We start from the raw sequence: 21,185 nt of genomic DNA, 5'->3' as shown, positions 1-21,185 counted from the left end.
ATATTTTCTTTGATAAATGTGTGTTGATTAATTTCATAATCAGTAGTTCTATCCACTCTCCCTTAAAAATTAGCATAGTTTTTATGAATTCTATATCTAGTAGAAAGCTCTCTATCATATAAAAGTATAATAATAGGTTAATAAACAAGCAGTTTTTTTACTAAAACATAGAATAATACTGACCCTAATTGAAGGGAGGCATAAAAGATTTCCTGGAATAATGATTGCTGAAAATTTAAAGACAAGCACCATTGTGATGACGATAAATTTAGATATATTATTTAAATAATTTGTGTTATAGTTTCAAATGTTAATTAATTACAATATTTTCCAAAAATAGTATACATAGTCATATAAATCATGTTATTTTGGATAGTTTGTTCTTTAAATTAGGAATTAAATAAAGAATTATAAAAACGCGCTAGGTACAACTAAGAAAGAAACAGGATAAAAAATAAGTCATATTACCTGTAGTAATAACACTAAGTGAATTGCACCTCTTATAAGTGACTTGTGTATCTCTTACTGCGTTTGAAGTTAATTGCCAATATTTCGTGTCGTTCTTCTACAAGACATTGCGTAAAACCGTTTGGTTACCAATTCCACCAACGTAATCTTCAACATCTTTCATTCACTTCATTAAATTGTCCTGTTGCTTGATTTTGTGCTTCTTGAACTTTTTTATTCAACTCTGTTTTTGTGGTTTCAATATCTTTGTTGACTTGCTCTAAGGTATCTTCCTTTACTTTGTCCATATCAGGAACAACCGACTCCCAATTGCCATTCTTCCATAATTTGAGGATGCCAGGCTTGCCGTTTGAAATATCTAACCATAAGGTTTTTCCATTTTCTAAACCGATTGTCGGTGGTTTTGCGCTTTCAATAATTTTTGTTTGATAATTTTTAAGGTTTTCTTGTACTTTTTCTGCTAACTTTTTTGCTGCTTCTGATTCCTTTTTCACAACATCAACTTGTTCATTTGTCTCTTTCACAAGTTCTTCCAACTTATCTAACAAGCCTTTATTTGCTTTTCCAGCTAGACTGCCCATAACTTGGGCATACATGTGATCTAACAGACTTCTCGTATCTTCTACTTCTTTAAAATCAACAAAATAATATTTATCATTTGCCGCATTTGTATCACATTCATCCGCTGCGATAAGACGTGCTTCTAAAAACAAAGGTGGCGTAAATTTTGTATCTTTGAAATGGACAATATCGCCCTTATTTACTTTTTCATGAGATAAACCAAATATCTTTTCTAATGCAATTGGAGTTACTTCATACTGTACAGTGCTATTAATACGTTTCTTTAGTTCCGCTTCCGTTAGTTGTTTTAATCTTTCGGCTGACATATTTTGATCTTCTGTTTGTGGACTATAGATGTCATATTTGTGTGAACCATCTTCTGTCCAACGTTGTAAGGCATCTGCATCAGCGACGTATAACTTCCCACCGTTAATCTTTTCAAAAGTTAGATACTCACCTGTTTCTTCGTTTGCTTCAACAGTAAAATCCTGTAGCGGTTCTTTTAAACTTTTCCTAGCCACTCCGCCATGCCATGTACTACCTGCACCAAAGTTATCTATAACAAAGCGCTCACTATCTGACTTTAGAGTTCCTGTGTTTTCACCTTCGTTAGTGTTTGGACCATTTTGATTCCAACCAACCATTGTTTTCATTTCATCGTGCATAACAAGCTGTTCTTTCTCGACTGTTCGTTCTTCCACAGAAACAGGGTATCCCATACGAAAATGTTGAATTTCTTCTTCCTTTTTTCGTGAAATATCAATAAAAGTAGAGGGAGTTTCTACCTTAACTATGAACGTAGGATCAGAATATTTACTCTCATTATTCGATATATTTGTAATTAATCTACTTCCTTGTAATTTGAAATCTATTTTTCTCCTTGGGCCTAGTTTATAAGGCATTGGACAAATGAATTTTAAGGTGCCTTTTCCTAAACTCATAAAATTATCAACATTAAAATCTTCATCAATAACAGCTATATATGTTCTATCTAGTTTTGTATCAAAAGTTAGCTCGGTTGCTTGTTCAGTAATTAACCATGTCGCTATTTCTTCTTTTAACGTTTCTAAATCTGTTCCATCTGGAACGATAATTCCCACAGGGACAGAAAGTCGACGAGAATCTGTTTCCATTCCTAATAATCTTGCGCCTGGATATCCAGGCGTGTTTAAGAATTTACGTTTTAGAGGTTCCCATGTTGGCGGGCTCCATCCTCTTTCTAGTTGGATATATTCTTTTCGTTGATTGTTGAATGTAAAAGAGCTCATTTTGACACTCCGTTTTTTTATAAAATAAAAGAAACCCAAACCTAAAAGGCTGAGTTTCTCTTTTCTTCTCTTTCTTGATACTCGGTTGTATAGCCGATAAGTACCGCGTGCCACGTCTCTTCCTTCTAAATTTACGGGTACTTCAATAAATCTCCACCAAGCATTGGAATAACTCCACCGCCAGATAATCCGAAAGAATTATTAATGACTTGATTTGATACACTATTTGTCATGGCTTGTCTACTGTTTGACATACTTCCATATACACCACTCATGACGGTCTTTAATCCTCCTAATTGGCTTGCGGAAGTAGCCATCATACGGCTCATATTATCCATTAATTGATTTTATAGATTATAAAGGTATATTATGAGTTGTGTTTTCCGCCACTTCTCACAATACAAATATATCATGTTAACTCCAAAACGACCGGCACATTTCCTGCCAAAAAACGGCCATAACCCTTTCACTTTTTATTATCTGATTTACATATAATTACAATGAAAAATGCAATTATGCTCACAAAAGAAGGGATTATTTTTAATCCCTATCTTTTGTGATTGTAGTATTTATGAAATTAGAGCTATCAAAGAGATGTATATCAATAAAGGCTGATGTTAGTTTTCATCTTTATCATTTTCTGATTTCGTAGCAGTATCTTTAAAAAAATCACCTGCTAAATTAAGTAGTTTCTTTCCACCTTCACTATTCAAAAGATTCATTAAAAATACCGGATCTTGAACCTTTTGAATAAGAGCTTGCATAAATACGGATTTAGCAACACCTAATATCTCTGTCGAAGTTATTTTTATATTAAAATAAGGAATATTAATTTGGAATGGCGAATAATCAGATGAATTATTTTTCTGTTTTTTTAATGTTTCATCAGTCGTTCCATTGATTGCTTCATTGGTTGTTTCATTATTCGTTTTGGAAAGTGTAACAGCTTCGGCCGCTATTATTCGACTTTTCTTCTGAGTTACTTCGGTTATTGGAATAGATGAAGTTTGATACGAAACATTTTTATTAAAATATGGGCTAGATCCCATTTTTTTCTCCTTTCATAACGAACACATTATATATTCTAAACATATATTAAACTATATTAATGAAGGATTACTTCACACTACGTGAAGCAACCCTTTATTTATTCTTGGTGATATAAGAAGGTTGTTACTTAAAAACCACCATATCCGCACCAGCTTGCACCAACGATAATAAGCAAGATAAACAATACGATTAGTAATGCAAATCCTCCGCCATAACCACCACAACCACTTCCATATCCTTTTTCTGCAGCCAAGATACACTCCTCCTCTCTAGAAAAAAATGAAGTTCATAAACTAGCAAAAACAAGTTGCACCAACGATAATAAGCAAGATAAACAATACGATTAGTAATGCAAATCCTCCGCCATAACCACCACAACCACTTCCATATCCTTTTTCTGCAGCCAAGATACACTCCTCCTCTCTAGAAAAAAATGAAGTTCATAAACTAGCAAAAACAAGCAGCGCCAACGATAATAAGCAAGATAAACAATACGACTAGTAATGCAAATCCTCCGCCATAACCACAACCACTTCTATATCCTTTTTCTGCAGCCAAGATATTCCCCCCCGATCCTATAACAAAGATGCGTTTCATAATAACTAACAGAAGTTCTATTAATTTAACTCGTAATGAAAACAAGCTAACAGAAAAATAATTTTTCATTGCAGTCATGTTGTACTTGCTTATCACTACACTGACACTATATGTATTGGGCTGTAAACGGTTATGTGCTTTTATATCAACTTTTCCATTTTTGAGGAAAATGTCATTGACCATTTTTAAAATCGTTATATTTATATTAATAATTTTATAACCCACATTTAAATTTAATCATTCGTATCTTTTTCTCTACTTTGACGATTTGAAATCATTATCTTCTTAATCCATACTATTTTCACTAAGTAATTAATATATTATTTCAAGTTCTCTATGACTTACCCATATCTTATATTGTGTGTAACTGAACCCTTTGCTGAATCCCTTGGTATCATTGAATTTATAACACTTTCTTTTTTGAGTTACATAGTACAAAATTTATGAGTAACTGTAAGGAATACCACCACATTGCTACCAAGCTAAGAATATGAATTTTATCAATCCATGTTTTTCTTTTGCATATTGGCTAGTATAGAACAAAAGGTTATCAAATGCCGAGGGAACTCTCAGCAGATGATAACCCTTTGAACTAGCGTATCAATAATTTAATTAGATAACCTCACAAATATATTATTGAACCACCCCAAATACATTAATTTCAGCGGCACTTGTCCATGGATTGTTGTTTACCTCGCTTAATGCACGTAGTTTAATATAACGACCTGTCTTGTTTACAAAGCTGACCTCTTTCAAGTTAATATTGTTTGCAAAAGCACCTATGGATACCGCTGTTCCCCAGTTTACTCCATCACTACTGACGTAAAACTCATAGTCCTTAATCGTTCCATTTATTTGGCCGTCTTGCCTTGGCAAGTAGCTGAATTTGGAGAGGTTATAAGTTGCACCTAAATCAATTTGAATCTCGTGCGGCATTGGAGCTACGGGGCTCCAGTTTGTATGCCAAAATGTGTCTTTGTTTCCATCAAAGGCATACGTACCTAAATTGTACCAATTATAACTATCTACATATTTTAGTGTCCAGTTTGTTTGCGGAATTAAACTAGCTTCTTTTGTTGTGACTGCTACATTCATAGCAGAATTACTTGTACTTGTCGTTGTAATCGTTACTCCTGATTTTTCTCCCGTGTAGGTATTACTATTCGGATTAGTGTCTGGACCAAAGGTAGCAGCATGATTTTGATTCGTGTAATAGAACGGGTCTTGGTATTCACTGACTGATTGTTCTATATCAATGAAAGGATGCGGATCACTGGAATTATTATTCATGGATTCATCAATATGCCAAACTGCAATACCACCAGAATTTGTTGGTAAGCTCGCATCATACCCAACCTTTGCGCGATTCTCAACTAAAAAATACGTATTATCCTTTAAAGGAATCTTTAACACATTATAATTATTTGGGATAGCATTTAGAGTAAAGTTATTAGTGGTATTTACTACATTTGGTGTTACAAATCCTAATTTTACTTTTGACCAAGCATCCATATGACCCGGTGTAGCTCCATAATCTTCTCCTTGTAGACTATTCCAAGATCCATTACCCATTATACTTAGGCTACCCACACGATTATTATCACCATATAGATCTGGCAGGCCAAAGGAATGACCTAACTCATGAGCAGGGATACCAATTGTTGCCATATGACCATATTGTTTTTCACCCTGCGCCGTATACATGCCTGATACCGTAACACCATCGTGATTTGTATTTGGAGCATACGACTGATGTGCCCAAATATAAGGAAGTGGAGCACCAGGAGCAGCCTGTTCATTACCAGCAAGAAAACTTACAATGTAGAAGCCATCTTTAGAGTCAATGACTTGATCATTATTAGTATCAAGACTAGCAAAATTCACTTGAGAATCAGCTTTAGCGAGTGCATCTGTTATAACCGTACCCATACTTTTTCCCGATGTACTCGGATGAGCGTAATCTAATTTCACTTTAACCACTCCATCATTTTGAGTACCATATGTTTCAGGAGCTGGAGTTATCTGTACTTTTCCGTTACTTACTTCATTATAGTAATTCTTAACTGACTTTTGATTTGTAGAAAAGAATTTGTTACTCCAGTCGTTATCGTTATATGCAATATCAACATCTGTAAACCCAATTAACAAAACAAGTAATTTTTTGGTTCCTACAACTGGAGTGACAGTTCCATCAATATTTTTTGGTGATTCTTTTTGTAATTTATTCATGTGCACCTGTTTTTTCTTTGCTTGAGGGTTGTATTTTTTTATCCACTTATTCAAATTGTCCTCATTTAACGCCATTGAAGGCTTCTTATCGATTTTATATTTTGTACCCGTTGATATCAGTTCATCTGATGTAAGCTCAGCGTAATTCCAATATCCCTTCTGATCTTGTAAAAGTATGTCGCCATCCTTTGTACTTACCCAGTGGAACCATTCATCTCCATGTAACGTGCCTTCAAAAGTTTCGCCTGACGGCTGCTTCATTTTGACAACTCCCTCGTATGCAGGTGCGGCAAAAGCGTTCGTTTGAACATACAAAACACAAATCAAAGAAAAAACGAACATGAACAGGAACTTTAAAATTCTTTGCATAAACATTCCCCCTTTTTCAATTGTGTGTGAAATATTCTGTTGATAGCCAGACTAGATTCATACATGGAATAGATTGAAAGATACATTTGTATAACACTAACAGAATACCTTTAATTATAATTACAGGAAATTGAAAAAATGTTAATTTTTCATCCAGATAAATATTTTCTCAAGATTATCCAATAAAACAGGATTGATAATGGTAGTTCTTCAGAGAACTACTGATTTTCTGCCTAAAATGTGTCTTAACGTAACATGCGAATTTTTTTGATGTGGCGATCCCATCGCAATCAGGCTAAGGTTTTAAACTATCCCAAAAGAAAAAGCAATGATTAAATTTTAAACCTAGTCATTGCCTTATCCATTGCATCTTGATTTACACCTATATAACGTAACGTGACCTTCTCTGACGAGTGATTAAATATCTCCATGAGCAATCTATGTTTTTCGTTTGCATGTACATGTGAGACCCGTATGTTTTTCTCAATGTATGTGTTCCTATTTCATCTAATCCAAACTCTGCCAATGCTCCGCTTAATATCTTATATGCCATACTACGACCAATTGGACGATTCCTACCTTGTCTACTTTGCAATAAATACTCATTATCTTCCCTTTCTTCGATAAACCATTTAAGCTCTCTTTTCAGTGCTGCAGTAATTTGTATTCGTTTCTGTTTCCCAGTTTTCATTTCTCTCATAGATATATGACTACTTTTAACATCTCCTACCTTCAATTTCAAAATGTCCGAGATTCTCAGGCCTGTATTGATTTTCATAATGAAGAGGATGTAATTGCGTAAGCTCTTTTCCTTAAAATACTCTTTAAGCTGCTGTATTTGTTCTGGATCACGTATTGGCTGAACAAAATTCATTATTCATTACCTCCAGTTTCTTCAGTCTCATAAACTTCTAATCTAAGAGCAAAAGCAAGTTTATAAAATACTCTAGCCTTAACACGTCGATAAGTACGCTCACTCATGCCGATTTCGTTATATACCATATAATCACATACATCTTCATCTTCTAGATAACGCTTAATGATGATGTCTCTTTGCTCCCTTCCTGCACGCCCATTACCCAAACGACTAAGAAACTGGTCAATACGAAATGATGTTTGCTTAATCCATTCTTCTCTTTTACTTTGTTGAATATTAGCCATCGCTACATCTTCTAATGGCTTTCCTACATCATTTGTAGATCCGTGATATCTAATTTCATAAGAAGGAGTAACTTTCATTTCTTCACGCATCATTCCAAACTGTCTATATAAATGTACATTTTCGAGAGCAACTTCTAATTTTTTCTGCGTTGCTACTCTATCGATTTTTGATAAGAAAAATAATTGTTTAGTCATGTAAGACCACTCCTTTTTATTTTTAAATTATTTTTGTCTTAATGCTCCGTGTCTTCGTTCATAACAAGGTCTATGTATTCCCATTAAATCACCAATTTCACGAGTACTTAATTTCTCTTTTTGTTTTTTCTTATTTTTCTTCTTTCCTTGCTTGGATTGCTTTTTCCACTCGCGTAATTGTTCTTTTAGTGCCCTCATATTTCCCCATCCCTCTTTTCAAAATAAAAAGAACACCTATTCCTAAAACAGCTTTAATTGCTGCTTTAATGAATTGGTGCCCTCTAGTTTTCTAGCCGGACTATATTCTGTTTGTTTTACTTTAAAAGGATTATTTTGTTAAAAAATTCATTCTAACTTATAAACACTATCTTTTTCTTATATTTCCCATTAAAATTTAATAGAAATATTCCGATAACAAAGGAGCAACCTATGAAACATAATATAAATCTATGGTCCTTTATTTTTTCATTCGTTTGTATTGCTTGTTTTCTTTTATATCTTGAAGTATGTACACCTGAAATAAATGCATCTTTTATAAACGCCGTTTATTTTCACCCTTTATTTTTCGTACTCATTTTTTCAATAGGAACTTTTTTTGCTGGTATTAAAGGATTCTCTAAAGTAGATAATTGGATATCAATGCTTAGAAGCATAGTAACAGTTCTACTAACAATGTTATTATCAGTGTTTTTAACACTAACTTTGATTGTGGGCTATGCATTAAGTTAATCGTAGTTCTTCACGAATAAAAACCAATATTCCGTCAATACTGTAGACACATGGTTATCTTTCTCCGATTTCCTTATATAAGCAGTTAGCTTTTGCTAGCTGCTCTTTATTTGTACAAGGTACTCAATTGACTGGCGCACATATAATATCCTGAGTTCCTTTCTTTATAAAATAGTCGTTATAAAATGAGACTCGTCACGAGAGCACTTTACTAAGTGCTCTTTTTATATTCCAACTTAATACAAAATGAAAGTTTGATTAAGCTTATTTTTACTACCGCATAACATGTTTAATTCTGCTTATAATATAGTTGTAACTTAAAGTTACATATCATTTACTTGTAGGGCCTAATCTTCTTTTGTACAACAAGCAGTTAGCTAATTAAGCTGGCTGCTTTGTTGTGCAAAATGAAGTTTTTATACGATTTTAAACACATTTAAAAATAAATTCATATGATATTATTCCTCTCTTTTACAAAATGGATTTTGGTCAGAAGAGCACTTTTACAAAGTGCTCTTTTCCCATGGAATTAAAGCTCTACAAAATAGAGTTTTTGTTCAAATTAACGATCATACAATTGGACGGATTTACTAGTATTTTTACCAAAAAATTCATGATATGGTTAATTAGTCAAGTACGTCATTACTTGGCACTTCCCCTTAGAAGCCCCGCGGACAATCGGGGTTTCTTTTATCAATATATATTTGTCAAAATAGTTAGTTGAGTGTTAAAATATCATAGATTCTCCTTAGGGAGTTTTCATGTAATTAAACAAGAGTTTACAAGTTCTCGAATCTTCGCCCCTTGGAGCGCCCTTCAAGGGGCTGAACTAATTAAAATAACGATTTTGTTCACTTTTTTGATACATTTATGAAACATTCACATGTTATCTTCAATATGTTCTATTCTTTTTGAAAAACCATGTGAGAATACCAAAACAAGAAGCCCTAAATCTAGGGCTTCTTGTTTTCAAATAAGGATTTTGTTAAAAACTACACATTTATTAAGAACATGCATAAAATATAATGTGGTATTCTTTTTCAATATTATTTTTTATCCGAGAGCGCCTTGAATGGCGCTCTTTAATTTCTAAATAACATTTTCAGGTAATTACGAGAGCGGATTTTATTATGTCGTACAAGCACTACTTCACTTTATTAAATAGACTATATAGATATCTAAAAGAAGGGAGCTTTAAATTCATATGGCTGATTACTTTTATAAAGATGGTAAAAAATATTATAAAAATCAATCGCATTCCAACAATCAAAAAAACAACTGTTTTATTGAAACTCATACGATAGCTGGTTCTGTAGAAAATGCAAATGGGAATATACCTGTATCTGTTTTCCTTGAAACCACCGCTCCACAAACTGTATTTGAGGATTTTACAAACAATCATAATAAAACATTAATTCAGTTATTCGTTGTCGGTATGAGTGCACCCGTTCAAGTAACTATTCTAACAAGAAGATCTAACGTACCAATTACTACTACATTACAACCTGTTCAAACAAAAATATTTCAAGTTGAAGATTTTCAAAGTCTTACTCTTACAAAGCAAGAAGGTTCTACTAGTGTAGTTAGTTTATTTGTTCAAAAAACATTCTGTATATGCTGTAACGATAATAACGATTCATGTGATAAATATTACCACGAATGTAATTGATAGATTAAATCACCAGAAGAACCCTTTATATAAAGGGTTCTTCTCCTTTAACTCCCCCACATTTTCCGGTTTTTATTAAACTAACTATTTTGTTAAAAATCTTTCTTCATTCTTTTTAGATCAAGTAACATATCTTACTAGATAAGGATATATTCCACAAAATTTTGAAAGGAGGACTTTTTATTAACACTACTTTAATTTCTCATTTTTATAACGAAGAGTATCTGCTTCCGTGGTGGTTAATGCACCACACAAAATTATTTGATCATGGCATTCTTATTAATCGTGGGTCTACTGATCGTTCGGTTGAATTATGCAAATTATTTGCACCTCATTGGGAAATCCGTGAATCAAAGGTACTAGAGTTTGATGCCATTTTAGTTGATCAAGAAGTAATGAACATAGAAAAAGAAATTACGGGATGGAAAATGGTACTAAATACCACTGAATTTCTTTGCTGTGTTGATAAGGAAGCCTTTTTCTCATCTCTTGCCAATTTAGGGCAAAAGATGTATGCTATTAGAACTATTCTGATGGTGGATGACCCTGCTCACGGTTATACCAATCCCAGATACGGAATTCCCCTTGTCAAACAGCGTTATCATGGGAGAATAATCCCTCCTAATCCACCTGCTCCATACTATGGTGGTAGATTAATCCACCATTATTCGCATGGTAACTATTGGGCAGGGCGACATTGGTCACCTCATCCATTTATCGTTTACATGTATCCTGCTTTCATTTTAAAATTCTTTTACAGTCCCTGGAATACTGCTATGAAAAACCGAAAATTACAAATTGGGCCTACTCTTTCTAAACATAGCATCCAGCGTGGCTTAGGTACTCATCATCTGGCAACACTAGATAAATTAGAAAAAAATTATATACACTTTACAACCTCAACTACTGATCTTCGGTTAAACCCGGAATATCAAGTTTTATTTCCAGATTTATGTTTTCCTAACTTACAGTAATGTCCTTAAAAAAACATTCATATATATTTATCAGATGCACTTTGAAATCCCAGAGTATCGAATACTTTTATGAGTCGACTGACCAACAATATTCGATTTATCTTTAAAAATTTATTAAAAATAACTTAGATACAAAAAAGCTACGTTTTATATAGGATAAAAATTTTTTTACGCAAAGGAGCTTGATTATTTGTGAATTTCCAAAATGATAACAACTCTAACATTCACAAACCTTGCACTTGTCCATCCCCCACGGCTAATAGTTTAAATGTTGTTCAAACTACCCCATCAATAGTTTCTGTAAATTCCGCGATTCCACTAGATACCGTGGTAAATTCTAATGGTACAGCAATCTCGTTCACACCACCAACAACTGTTTTACTTGAAGGTGGAAGAACCTATTTGGCAATCTATGAAGTACAAGTTATCATTCAACCAGGAGGTAATTTGGCAGGTATCACTATGTATCTTAATAATAATCCAATCATTGGATCTGGTACTTCTCTGGGATATACTGCAGGATTCACTTCTGTATCAGCACCCGCAATTTTCACTACACCTTCAGGTATAACAAGTACTCTTACTATTAATGTAGGACCATATTCTAATACATTAAATACATTGGGCTTGACTCTTGCTGTTGTAGCATTAACATAGTTAAATCTAATACTTTCTAAAATAAATTTCTTTGTCCTTTAACTGCGGTTTGGAGTTAACCTCTTAGAACTCACTATAACTACATATAGAAAAAGATTATTATCTAAAATCAATAGTATTGGGTGACTCGGCTGACACAATTGCTGAGTCACCCATTTTTTATAATAAATTAACGCTTTTGTTTAGTTCTAATTTTTATAGTTAGATTAGATAAATTTATTTCTTATTATCTCAAAATACAATCACACCCAATTCATATCATGCATCTACTGGATATAATCTGCTATTCTTAGAGAGGATGATATACATATGTCTAGAAAAGACAGATTCAATTCACCTAAAATAAAATCTGAAATTTCAATTTCTCCCGACCTAGTCGGGCCTACTTTCCCACCAATCCCATCATTTACTCTGCCTACTGGAATTACCGGACCTACTGGCAACACTGGGCCTACCGGCGACACTGGACCTACCGGACCCACATTTAACATTAATTTTCGTGCAGAAAAAAATGGTGCACAGTCTTTTACTCCTCCTGCAGATATTCAAGTATCGTATGGTAATATAATATTTAATAATGGTGGAGGGTATTCTTCAGTAACGAATACATTTACAGCCCCTATAAATGGTATCTATTTATTCAGTGCCAATATAGGATTTAATCCAACTTTAGGTACGACTTCTACTCTAAGAATAACTATAAGAAAAAATTTAGTATCCGTTGCTAGCCAAACAATAGATATACAATTTTCTGCAGCAGAAAGCGGAACTTTAACTGTAGGCAGTAGTAATTTTTTTTAGTAGCGCATTATTACCATAATGAAAATCTTAAAATATAATAGCTACAACAAATCTCATACATATAGGAGGACCTTAATGATTCTAGCTCAAGAAAAGAACATAAAATTAATTATGCATTTTCTTACCTTATTATCTTTTTTTATTCTTATTTTCTTTAGCATCACAATTTTTTATATACCGTTGATTTTTTATTTTGTATACAAATCACAAAACATTCAAAAAAAATATCCTTGAAGCTGTGTTTTATCAACTATTCATTTGGATAATTACAGTAATTTGGAATCTCTTCGCAATAAGAATCTTAATGCTATCCTTGTCTAATTTAGACTTGACTTCAAATAATACTTTGATTATTTTCGGCATAGCTCCTTTATATCTAATACTGTTCCTTTTGTTAATTTTCGGGCCTATAAAAGGGATTTTATATGCGCTACAAGAAAAAGAGTTTCATTATCCTATTATTTCTAAATGGATTAACAAATAAAATCACGTGTAGAAGAATTCAGAGTTTTACTGAATTCTTTTTTTATGGACCTTTCAAAGTCTTTTACATATTCCTCCGTTCCTTCTTTTAAATAAAATCCAAATTCTATACCAATTAATTGACTTATATTTAATTTTTTGGGATTTCATAATAATATTTACCTATAAAATCATTACCCTTATATAAGGAGCCATGAGCCTTTCCACTCATGGCTCTTTTTTATTACGATTTTCATTTCACATCTACACGATTTTGACTAGCTTCTCGACTAAATCCGTCTGGATATCTTGTTGCTAATTTAGATATATTCATTTGAGCAATATCTCCTAGGGTATATTCCCTTTCGTGAGACATGATTGAAATGTAGTACAAGATGTCCCCTATCTCTAAAGCGATTTTATGTGTATTTCCTTCTTCTTTTCCTGGACAATAAGCTGGATCAAATCCATGACCATGAAAAATTGCTTTTTTTACAACATCAGCAACCTCACCAACTTCTCCCGTAAGCCCTAATGCTGCATTTAAAACAACTCTACCAAAATCGTTATTTGTATTCCATGTACATAATGTCGCTTCTTGATATTGATCTAATTCACAAATTTGATTGATATTCATTACAGCTTGTCATTCCATTGATTCACTAACTAATCTGGTTGTTTCATATACACCGTTTTCCATAGCGTTCATTTTATTTTCCCCTTTCTATTTAGCAAATTCCTAATCCTTTTTGAGGTAAGTTCGATGACTGGTATAAATCTTCAAATTCATTTATCTAATTTACATCTGTTAACTGAAATTCAATAAGATATTCTCTTTCTCCCAAATTTCGTTTTAATCTTTCTAAGTCTTCATTGCTTATTACAAATCGCTTTGAACTAACGATTGATGGATTCATTTGAACATCACGAACACATGCTGATATCGTAAATTCTTGTTCTATATTATTTTTTATAATCCATATTTCATCTCCAATATGCAGATTGTATTTTTGCATAAAATAAATCGGTACACCTATTTCCCCTTTACTAATCTGTATCACTTTATTATTTAAATCTAATAAAAAATTAAAATTAGCGTTTTGTTTCACGGAACTAATATCTATTACGCTATTATGTTCGCCTTATTTTTATTTTGTATAAAAATGTTATACCCGTTTACTTGTACTTGGATCATCTCTGCCGTTTGCTACTTTTTTACAAAAGGAGTTTTTTCTACAAATGAATCCATTGACTTTTGATTTATTTCTCCGGTATGAATCTGTACGACGTGCGGTGCGCTTGATACTTTAAACAATCGATCATAGATTTATAACGTTACTTGAAGCACTAGCCATTAAAAACTTGATAACTTGATAAACATAAATAAAATGATAATTATCATTTTATTTTTAGAGAAATCTCTTTTTAACATTCTCCTAATCATATGAAGCTAGTTCCCTTCATTTCTTAATATTTTCTTCGTCACTATAGCTATTAATATCATTATGAAACTAATAGCAAATATAGGTAAATAAATTTTCGTACTGAATCCTTCAAACATAAAACCATATACGACTTGCCCAATTGGTGCCATACATTGAGATACCGCTGTTATAATTGCCATCACTTTTCCTAGATTTTCATTTGGTGTTTTCTTTTGGACTACAGTAATCACATAGATGGATACAATTGTCATAATCATTGCGATTAAAAGAGAAGAAAGTATAAAGAGGATAAATGGTGGATAGTATCCTAAATTAAGAATAAACGGTGTAACTGATAGTGCCACTGGCATTACTAATAAAGCTATGATAAGCATCCAATTATATAATGTTTTCATCTGTAACTTTTTAGCAAAGAAACCGATTGACAATGCCCCTAATATGGTTGCAAAATCAATTAATCCCATTCCAATTCCATACATCGTATCGCTACTCTGCATAGTTACTCGTAACATAATAGGTCCCCCAACAACAAATAACGGTGTCAAAATTAAGTTTAGTAAAGCTGCAAGTAACATAGCCTTCAAAATAAAAGGTTGCTTTAAAACATAAAGAAAACCTTCTTTCATATCTTTTACAATTGTCGGTACGATATGGCCTTCCTGTATTCTTTTTATAAATGGTATTGTAATAAACATTTCTAAAATCGCAGATAAAAAGAAAGCAAGACAACTTGTTATTACGAGCATTTTCAAACCAATTATGCCGTATAATATTCCTCCTAGTACAGGTGCAACTATATTAGATAATGCTTGCACACCATTTACGATACCGTTTGCTTGTTCTAACTTTTTCTCTGGAACTAATTGCGGAATACTCGCCATTACAACTGGTGCGTACATTGCACTAATGACTGCTAGTAAAAACATAATTGTTCCAATCAATAAAATAGATACCGATTCAGTTAATAACAAAACTATAAAACTTAATACAATAGCAGCGTTTATAAAATCAAAAATGACCATTACATTACGGCGGTTGAAACGATCTGCTATTGCTCCGCCAAGAGGTGCTAGCAGAAACGGAATACTCGTTACCGCATATAACCCTGCGAATATATCTGCACGCCCTGTTATATCTAGCACATATAGTGAGAGAGCAAAACGTAATAGTGTTGAACCTAAAATAGTAATAATTTGACCACTTACCATTAAGTGAAAATCTTTCAAGGAAGATTGAATACTTGCTGGCATCCTCATCACATCCTTCATTTAGTTAGACCGACTGCTGGTCGATAATACTCAAACAGAAAATCACTATTTCTGTTTAATTAAAACTTCCATCATATAATCAAAAGATTCCTCTTTCGCTCCGACAGATGCTTCCATCATTTTGATATAAGCTTTAGCTCTGTTTATCATTTCTTCCGGTTTCCACTGGAATAAACCATCATCAAATATGACTTGTGCTGAAGAGAGTAATAATTCAATTGTTTCTCGTGGGTATGGAGTAGAAAATATGCCTTCTTCTATTCCTTGCTCTAAAACTTCCGTTAATACAGGAGATAAATGTATAATGGATTGTACTAAACTTTTCTGATGCATTTCTGCATTATTCGGTTGATGGAATTGTTCAATCATTTTTTCTTTTACATCTCCTGATTTTGGTGATTGTTCCATTAAAATTTGAAATAACTTATCTAAAACGGGGATATCGGGATTGGAGACAATCCTTTTCGCCTTAGTGACATCCTCTTTAATAATCCTCATAATGATTTCATCCATTACTTCCTCCTTCGACTTAAAATAATGATAAAACGTCCCCTTTGCTATACCTATTTCTTTTAAAATGTCATTTACGGTTGTTTTCGTATAACCTTTCGTAAGAAACAAACGCTCAGCTGTTTCTAAAATTTCCTTTCTACGCTCCTCATACTCCTTTACAATTCGCATTCAAGTTCTCCTTCCCACCTGACCGACTGTCGGTCTATTAAAATTATATGTTTAGTTTGCAAAAAGTTTCCTATTATTGTATATACAACATCCTACTTTCTATTTCCTTTATAAATTTTTATTTTTTAACGTACGCTCAATTTGTTTAAAACGTATCTCATGTTTTTTATCGTCATCTTTCATTTTAGGAAAAGAACGATGCCCTCCGCTTGATCCTATTTTTCTCGATTCTTCATCCAGACGCACAACACTTTGTAGTTTTTCAGCTCCTTCACCACGAGTCAGCGCATCTCCTTTACATCGATGACTTCAAAAAATGACAATTGATTCATACGACACGGTTCCCCTCCGTTCAATCTATGTTCTTATCAATGGAGTATTTTGTTGAGTTCCAATATGTAATATTGCATATTTTGTACTTTTAATTTTTGCACATGCGATAATTTATTTATAAAAATATAAATTATTAATAAGGGTGATTTATATGAGCAAGTTCCGAAAGAAAATGATTAAATATTTGCAAACATTTTGGGGATGCTTAGCATTTGGTGTATTAATGTTTGCTATCTTCTTAATTACGGATTTAACAGATGCATCTTTAAATACATTAGGCTGGAGAGACTGGCTAGGTTCTGTAGCAGGCGCAACCATTTTATCTGTTGGAATGTTTACTTTAAATAAATTGAATTTAAAATAAATATTCGGTCAATACTGTATGTAGGCTGTATGCCAACATTCATTTAAAGTAGTCTTCTCTGTATCTCCTTGTATTGAGCAGTTAGCTTTTGCTAGCCGCTCTTTTATTTTGTTCCGGTTCTTGCCTCTTAAAGAACTCTTTATCTACTTTCCCCCAATAAGTACACATATCTATTCCCCATTGCTACAAGATGAAATCTTTATTTTGTTTTACGCGTCGCTTCTTCAATCAGCCAAGATACAATATTAAAATCATTAGCTTCACCCTTTAAAGATGTTCCGTTCCAAAAGCATTCTTTCATCACTTCAAGTAATTCTTCAACAGCTTCAATTCATCTCATATTCATTTTCTCTTTCTCCCAAATAACTATTTTGTTTTACTAATTAGCCGATTAATTTCACAAACACCTTTATCAAACATTCCACGTTTCTTCACCCCGTGAATATTTTTCAAATAAAAATACATACTATTTTCAAGCCGCCGTGTCCACGGCTAATACCTCTTTCTTTTGTTACAGCAAAAGCAGGTAGGTTCTTCACTTATCTGCTTTCTCTGTATATTTTTTAAGAAATCGAAAATAATACCAACAAGCTGTTTGAACTAGCAGCTTCACTCTTCTCGCAATGGGGATGCAAATTATCACAATTAGCTAACTCATTGAACTCACTGGCAGACAACCAAAATCGTTGTCTGCTTTTTGTATGAGATTTTTCGTTTTACATATACTACTTTTGAACCTGCAGACCAATACGAGCCATTTTTGTACTTGGGATTTCCCTTCCGGGGGATAAGTATTTTTTACTTATCCCTTTTTTGTATAGACACGTATATTTAGGGTAAAACTAATTACAAGCAGATTTTCTGTTTATGCGTAGTTCTAAATAAGATTACTTTTTCTCCTATTAAAGGACGGCAGGTACGACTGCTAGTCCTTTTTTCTTATTTCGCATATTATCACTACATTACCTTCATCGTCGTAAGCAATTTCCTCATAAGGATGGCAGTGTTGCTTCTCGAGTTCCTCATCGATCAAAACTAACAAATTAGTTTTCCAGTTTCCAACGATCGTACACCAATACGAGTTTAATCCTTCATAAACTTCTCTTGTTCTATTTCGATAATTGCGGAATGTGTAATGAAAATACTCGCTCGCTTCAATACCTTTTTTTAACCAAAGTGTTCTGCTGAATGATAGTAATACCCTCGCTCTAATGGTTTTGGACTATAAAATTTCCTTTATAAATTCCAAATACGGTGAATGAAATTTTTGTTTTTTTCTTGCCATCATCCTTGTTGTATACAAACAAAAAAAGAGCCACAATATTTTGCGACTCTTTTACAATTATAACTATTTAACGGCCACGTCTTTGCTGACCTTGCTTTGTACTACCTTTTTTATTACTTGGCTTATTAAATGATCGGTTATTTTCATTTCTAGAACTATTTCTCGAACTATTTCTTGAATCACTTCTCGAGCTATTTCTCGAATCACGTCTTGATTCACTTCTTGAACCCTCGCGGCTATCTCTTTGACGATTTTGACCTGATTTCTTCGGAGCCGGCTTTGGTACCGGTTTTCCATTTTCATCTACACGTTTTATCTTCGGTTGTTCGATTATTTCTCTTTGTATTGGTGCACCAAGCGTTTTTTCAATTTCTTCTAAATGTTTTTCATCTTTCGCTGCAACGAACGTAATTGCAAGACCTGATCCACCTGCACGTCCTGTTCGGCCAATGCGGTGAATATAACTTTCTACATCTTCAGGGATATCAAAGTTAAATACGTGCGTTACACCATCTACATCAAGTCCACGAGCTGCTACATCCGTTGCGATTAAGTACTGAATTTTAGCTTCGCGGAAACTCTTCATAACTCTTTCACGTTTCGCTTGAGGTATATCACCATGAAGTTCAGCACAATTATAACCTAATCCTTTTAAATTATCATAAAGCTTACTCGCTCTAACCTTTGTACGACAGAAAATAACAGCTAAAAATGGCTGATCACGATCCATAACAAAACGAAGTGCATCTGGCTTTGCACGGTCTGTCGTCTCAATGACACGCTGCTCAATTGTATCAACCGTTACTTCTTCACTTTGTACTTGAATCATTTGCGGTTCATCCATATAACGCTTCGCCAATTTTTTAATATCTTTTGGCATCGTTGCTGAGAATAACATCGTTTGTTTACTACCTGGTGTCTCATCTAAAATATCTTCAATATCATATAAGAAACCAAAATAAAGCATTTGATCCGCTTCATCTAATACAATTGTTGAAAGATTACTTAAATCAATTGTTTCACGGCGTATATGATCCAATAATCGTCCCGGTGTTGCTACAACAATATGTGTATTACCTTTTAATTTTCTCAACTGTTGCGCAACATCTTGTCCACCATATATCGCTAGTACATTAATATCTTCTCTTTGAACAAGCATTTTTTTAATTTCAGTTGTAATTTGCAGGGCTAATTCCCTTGTTGGCGCAACGATTAAAGCCTGGACATCACTACACTCTGGATCAATTTTTTCTAAAATCGGTAACACGAATGCTAACGTTTTACCCGTTCCTGTTTTCGCCTGCCCAATAATATCTTTACCTGACAGAATAAATGGAATTGCCTTCTCTTGAATTGGTGTTGCTTCTGTAATTCCATTTTCACGTAATGTATGATTAAAAGTTTCACTAATTCCTAATTCTAAAAAGTTTTTCAAATAGACCACTTCTTTTCCTTATTTTTCACATTAGCTTTCATTGTACCATTTGTTTCGCCAAATATGAAAAATAAAAAAATTCTTATCTTCTTTTTTTATATTCATCCTGTACTAGATGAACAAATTCTTTTTGCTTTTTCTCAGATTTTATTAATGCTTCCATGTTAGTAGAAGACAAAATATACTTTTTAATTTTTCTATTACTCCAAATTAAACTTGTATACTTCGGATCTTCATGTAGATTTCGAAACCACTCTAATTCACTTAATTTTGCAATATGGTGTTTCAATTTCATGTCATTTCGAGGATAAAACAAAATTATATCCATTATTACATCAAGCAATAAACTCATCTTCTCCCCTCCTATACATATATATTTCAAATTTACGGAAACATAGTTAAAGGGTGATGGAATTGAACACTACATTCATAAAGATATTTTGCATATTTTTCTTACTATATTTTCAGTCGACCTCAATTATTATGGCAAAATCTCGAACAAATGTGATAAGTGAATTTAAACAAGCTTTACTCAAAAATGATAAAAAATTAATGCAGTCATATGTAACAGAAGGAGTTGAACTACCTACTTTCCAAAAGGAAAAACCTATTCATGAAATTAAAATAGTACCATCTCCAAAAGAAGATACTACAATTCTTATTTCTTATTTCTTATTTCAAAGGCACTAATGATGAATTTACTGTCGGTTTCATTTTAGAAATAGTAACAAAAAATAATAAAATATCTCAAATCAATCAAATTTATGATGGGAATCCACTTATGAAAGAAGCTACTATCGTAAAAGAATATGAAGTGAAGTGTAAGGAACATATACTTACTCCTACAAAATTCCCGTTCGAAATTCACGAATTTCAAGGATACATTTATAACGATTACTTAAACCTCCAATACTACAATGAAGATATTAATGGGATTTTTAAAATCACTGTTTCACCAGTTCAAAACAAATTAGGCTTCTATGTACCTAGTGGAGCTAAGTTCTACAGCTTAAAAAATAATATAAAAGCATTATATAATCCTCATTTTGATTCAGCATATGAGCTTATCTTTCAGCAGAATGGTTTTCAATATACAATTGCAATTGGTAACAAACGCTATATACAAGGTAAATATAACGTAAAGGATTTAATTCAAATTGCAGAATCTATGAATCAAAAAACCA

General features: G+C 33.1%; 18 protein-coding genes and 6 pseudogenes. 8 read left to right on the top strand and 16 right to left on the bottom strand.

The window, feature by feature from the left end:
* Positions 1-617: 617 nt before the first annotated feature.
* The 10 genes and pseudogenes from GD442_RS11615 to GD442_RS27735 all read right to left on the bottom strand — a co-directional run bounded on the left by GD442_RS11615 (position 618) and on the right by GD442_RS27735 (position 8,096).
* Positions 618-2,297 carry a distal tail protein Dit gene (locus GD442_RS11615; protein WP_002041139.1) on the bottom strand — a complete coding sequence of 560 codons (1,680 nt, stop codon included), beginning with the start codon at positions 2,295-2,297 and terminating at the stop codon, positions 618-620.
* Positions 2,298-2,338: 41 nt separating this feature from the next.
* A pseudogene (locus tag GD442_RS11610) lies at positions 2,339-2,644 on the bottom strand (phage tail tape measure protein); the annotation flags it as partial.
* Between the two features lie 270 nt (positions 2,645-2,914).
* Complete coding sequence (locus GD442_RS11605; protein ID WP_000535863.1) at positions 2,915-3,346, bottom strand: hypothetical protein; 432 nt, start codon at positions 3,344-3,346, stop codon at positions 2,915-2,917.
* 128 nt (positions 3,347-3,474) lie between these two features.
* Positions 3,475-3,600, bottom strand: a complete 126-nt coding sequence (locus GD442_RS11600) for a YjcZ family sporulation protein (RefSeq protein WP_000718599.1) — start codon at positions 3,598-3,600, stop codon at positions 3,475-3,477.
* A 40-nt stretch (positions 3,601-3,640) separates the two neighbouring features.
* Entirely contained in the window at positions 3,641-3,754 is a 114-nt protein-coding gene (locus tag GD442_RS11595) for a YjcZ family sporulation protein (protein ID WP_000718600.1), read from the bottom strand.
* A gap of 40 nt (positions 3,755-3,794) precedes the next feature.
* Positions 3,795-3,905 carry a YjcZ family sporulation protein gene (locus GD442_RS11590; protein WP_000718602.1) on the bottom strand — a complete coding sequence of 37 codons (111 nt, stop codon included), beginning with the start codon at positions 3,903-3,905 and terminating at the stop codon, positions 3,795-3,797.
* 672 nt (positions 3,906-4,577) lie between these two features.
* Positions 4,578-6,542, bottom strand: a complete 1,965-nt coding sequence (locus tag GD442_RS11585; RefSeq protein ID WP_001188938.1) for a M6 family metalloprotease domain-containing protein — start codon at positions 6,540-6,542, stop codon at positions 4,578-4,580.
* Positions 6,543-6,874: 332 nt separating this feature from the next.
* Positions 6,875-7,416: pseudogene (locus GD442_RS11580) on the bottom strand (site-specific integrase).
* Positions 7,416-7,898: an ArpU family phage packaging/lysis transcriptional regulator gene (locus GD442_RS11575; protein WP_000166130.1), complete on the bottom strand. Its 483-nt coding sequence runs from the start codon at positions 7,896-7,898 to the stop codon at positions 7,416-7,418. The pseudogene GD442_RS11580 and the gene GD442_RS11575 overlap by 1 nt, the downstream one beginning before the upstream one ends.
* Positions 7,899-7,925: 27 nt before the next feature.
* Positions 7,926-8,096, bottom strand: a complete 171-nt coding sequence (locus tag GD442_RS27735) for a hypothetical protein (protein WP_001202055.1) — start codon at positions 8,094-8,096, stop codon at positions 7,926-7,928.
* Between the two features lie 231 nt (positions 8,097-8,327).
* On the opposite strand from GD442_RS27735, the gene GD442_RS28065 reads away from it, so the two are divergent.
* The 6 genes and pseudogenes from GD442_RS28065 to GD442_RS28060 all read left to right on the top strand — a co-directional run bounded on the left by GD442_RS28065 (position 8,328) and on the right by GD442_RS28060 (position 13,212).
* The gene (locus GD442_RS28065; RefSeq protein WP_000682208.1) at positions 8,328-8,627 is read left to right on the top strand and encodes a hypothetical protein; all 300 of its coding nucleotides are present in this window, start codon (positions 8,328-8,330) and stop codon (positions 8,625-8,627) included.
* 1,204 nt (positions 8,628-9,831) lie between these two features.
* On the top strand, positions 9,832-10,296 hold the full coding sequence (locus tag GD442_RS11570) for a hypothetical protein (RefSeq protein ID WP_000796395.1): 465 nt from the start codon (positions 9,832-9,834) through the stop codon (positions 10,294-10,296).
* Between the two features lie 242 nt (positions 10,297-10,538).
* On the top strand, positions 10,539-11,270 hold the full coding sequence (locus GD442_RS11565) for a hypothetical protein (protein WP_000546545.1): 732 nt from the start codon (positions 10,539-10,541) through the stop codon (positions 11,268-11,270).
* Positions 11,271-11,462: 192 nt separating this feature from the next.
* Positions 11,463-11,927 carry a hypothetical protein gene (locus GD442_RS11560; RefSeq protein WP_001010966.1) on the top strand — a complete coding sequence of 155 codons (465 nt, stop codon included), beginning with the start codon at positions 11,463-11,465 and terminating at the stop codon, positions 11,925-11,927.
* Between the two features lie 309 nt (positions 11,928-12,236).
* Positions 12,237-12,728 carry an exosporium leader peptide-containing protein gene (locus GD442_RS11555; protein ID WP_000087353.1) on the top strand — a complete coding sequence of 164 codons (492 nt, stop codon included), beginning with the start codon at positions 12,237-12,239 and terminating at the stop codon, positions 12,726-12,728.
* 75 nt (positions 12,729-12,803) lie between these two features.
* Positions 12,804-13,212: pseudogene (locus GD442_RS28060) on the top strand (magnetosome magnetite crystal formation protein family).
* 231 nt (positions 13,213-13,443) lie between these two features.
* Here GD442_RS28060 and GD442_RS11550 read toward each other — a convergent pair.
* The 4 genes and pseudogenes from GD442_RS11550 to GD442_RS11535 form a co-directional block, all read right to left on the bottom strand.
* A pseudogene (locus GD442_RS11550) lies at positions 13,444-13,899 on the bottom strand (nucleoside triphosphate pyrophosphohydrolase family protein).
* Positions 13,900-13,924: 25 nt separating this feature from the next.
* Positions 13,925-14,634, bottom strand: a pseudogene (locus tag GD442_RS28055) (ABC transporter permease); the annotation flags it as partial.
* A 6-nt stretch (positions 14,635-14,640) separates the two neighbouring features.
* Positions 14,641-15,885, bottom strand: a complete 1,245-nt coding sequence (locus GD442_RS11540) for an MFS transporter (protein ID WP_001111720.1) — start codon at positions 15,883-15,885, stop codon at positions 14,641-14,643.
* Between the two features lie 63 nt (positions 15,886-15,948).
* Positions 15,949-16,584, bottom strand: coding sequence for a TetR/AcrR family transcriptional regulator (locus tag GD442_RS11535; RefSeq protein ID WP_001223584.1), 636 nt, complete (start codon positions 16,582-16,584; stop codon positions 15,949-15,951).
* A 484-nt stretch (positions 16,585-17,068) separates the two neighbouring features.
* Between GD442_RS11535 and GD442_RS11530 the strand changes: the two genes are divergently transcribed.
* Positions 17,069-17,281, top strand: a complete 213-nt coding sequence (locus GD442_RS11530) for a hypothetical protein (RefSeq protein WP_000033159.1) — start codon at positions 17,069-17,071, stop codon at positions 17,279-17,281.
* Between the two features lie 1,352 nt (positions 17,282-18,633).
* Here the strand turns inward: GD442_RS11530 and GD442_RS11525 are convergent.
* Both GD442_RS11525 and GD442_RS11520 read right to left on the bottom strand, forming a co-directional pair.
* Positions 18,634-20,010 carry a DEAD/DEAH box helicase gene (locus GD442_RS11525; protein WP_002041129.1) on the bottom strand — a complete coding sequence of 459 codons (1,377 nt, stop codon included), beginning with the start codon at positions 20,008-20,010 and terminating at the stop codon, positions 18,634-18,636.
* A 73-nt stretch (positions 20,011-20,083) separates the two neighbouring features.
* On the bottom strand, positions 20,084-20,353 hold the full coding sequence (locus GD442_RS11520) for a hypothetical protein (RefSeq protein ID WP_000054894.1): 270 nt from the start codon (positions 20,351-20,353) through the stop codon (positions 20,084-20,086).
* Positions 20,354-20,415: 62 nt separating this feature from the next.
* On the opposite strand from GD442_RS11520, the pseudogene GD442_RS27730 reads away from it, so the two are divergent.
* Positions 20,416-21,175 (top strand): annotated as a pseudogene (locus GD442_RS27730) (hypothetical protein); the annotation flags it as partial.
* Between the last annotated feature and the right edge of the window lie 10 nt (positions 21,176-21,185).

The sequence above is a fragment of the Bacillus sp. A260 genome (genome assembly GCF_009861435.1).
In the GTDB taxonomy this organism is placed as follows: domain Bacteria; phylum Bacillota; class Bacilli; order Bacillales; family Bacillaceae_G; genus Bacillus_A; species Bacillus_A cereus.
Note: the sequence above shows the minus strand (reverse complement) of the source record. Positions and strands in the feature narration are given on the sequence as shown.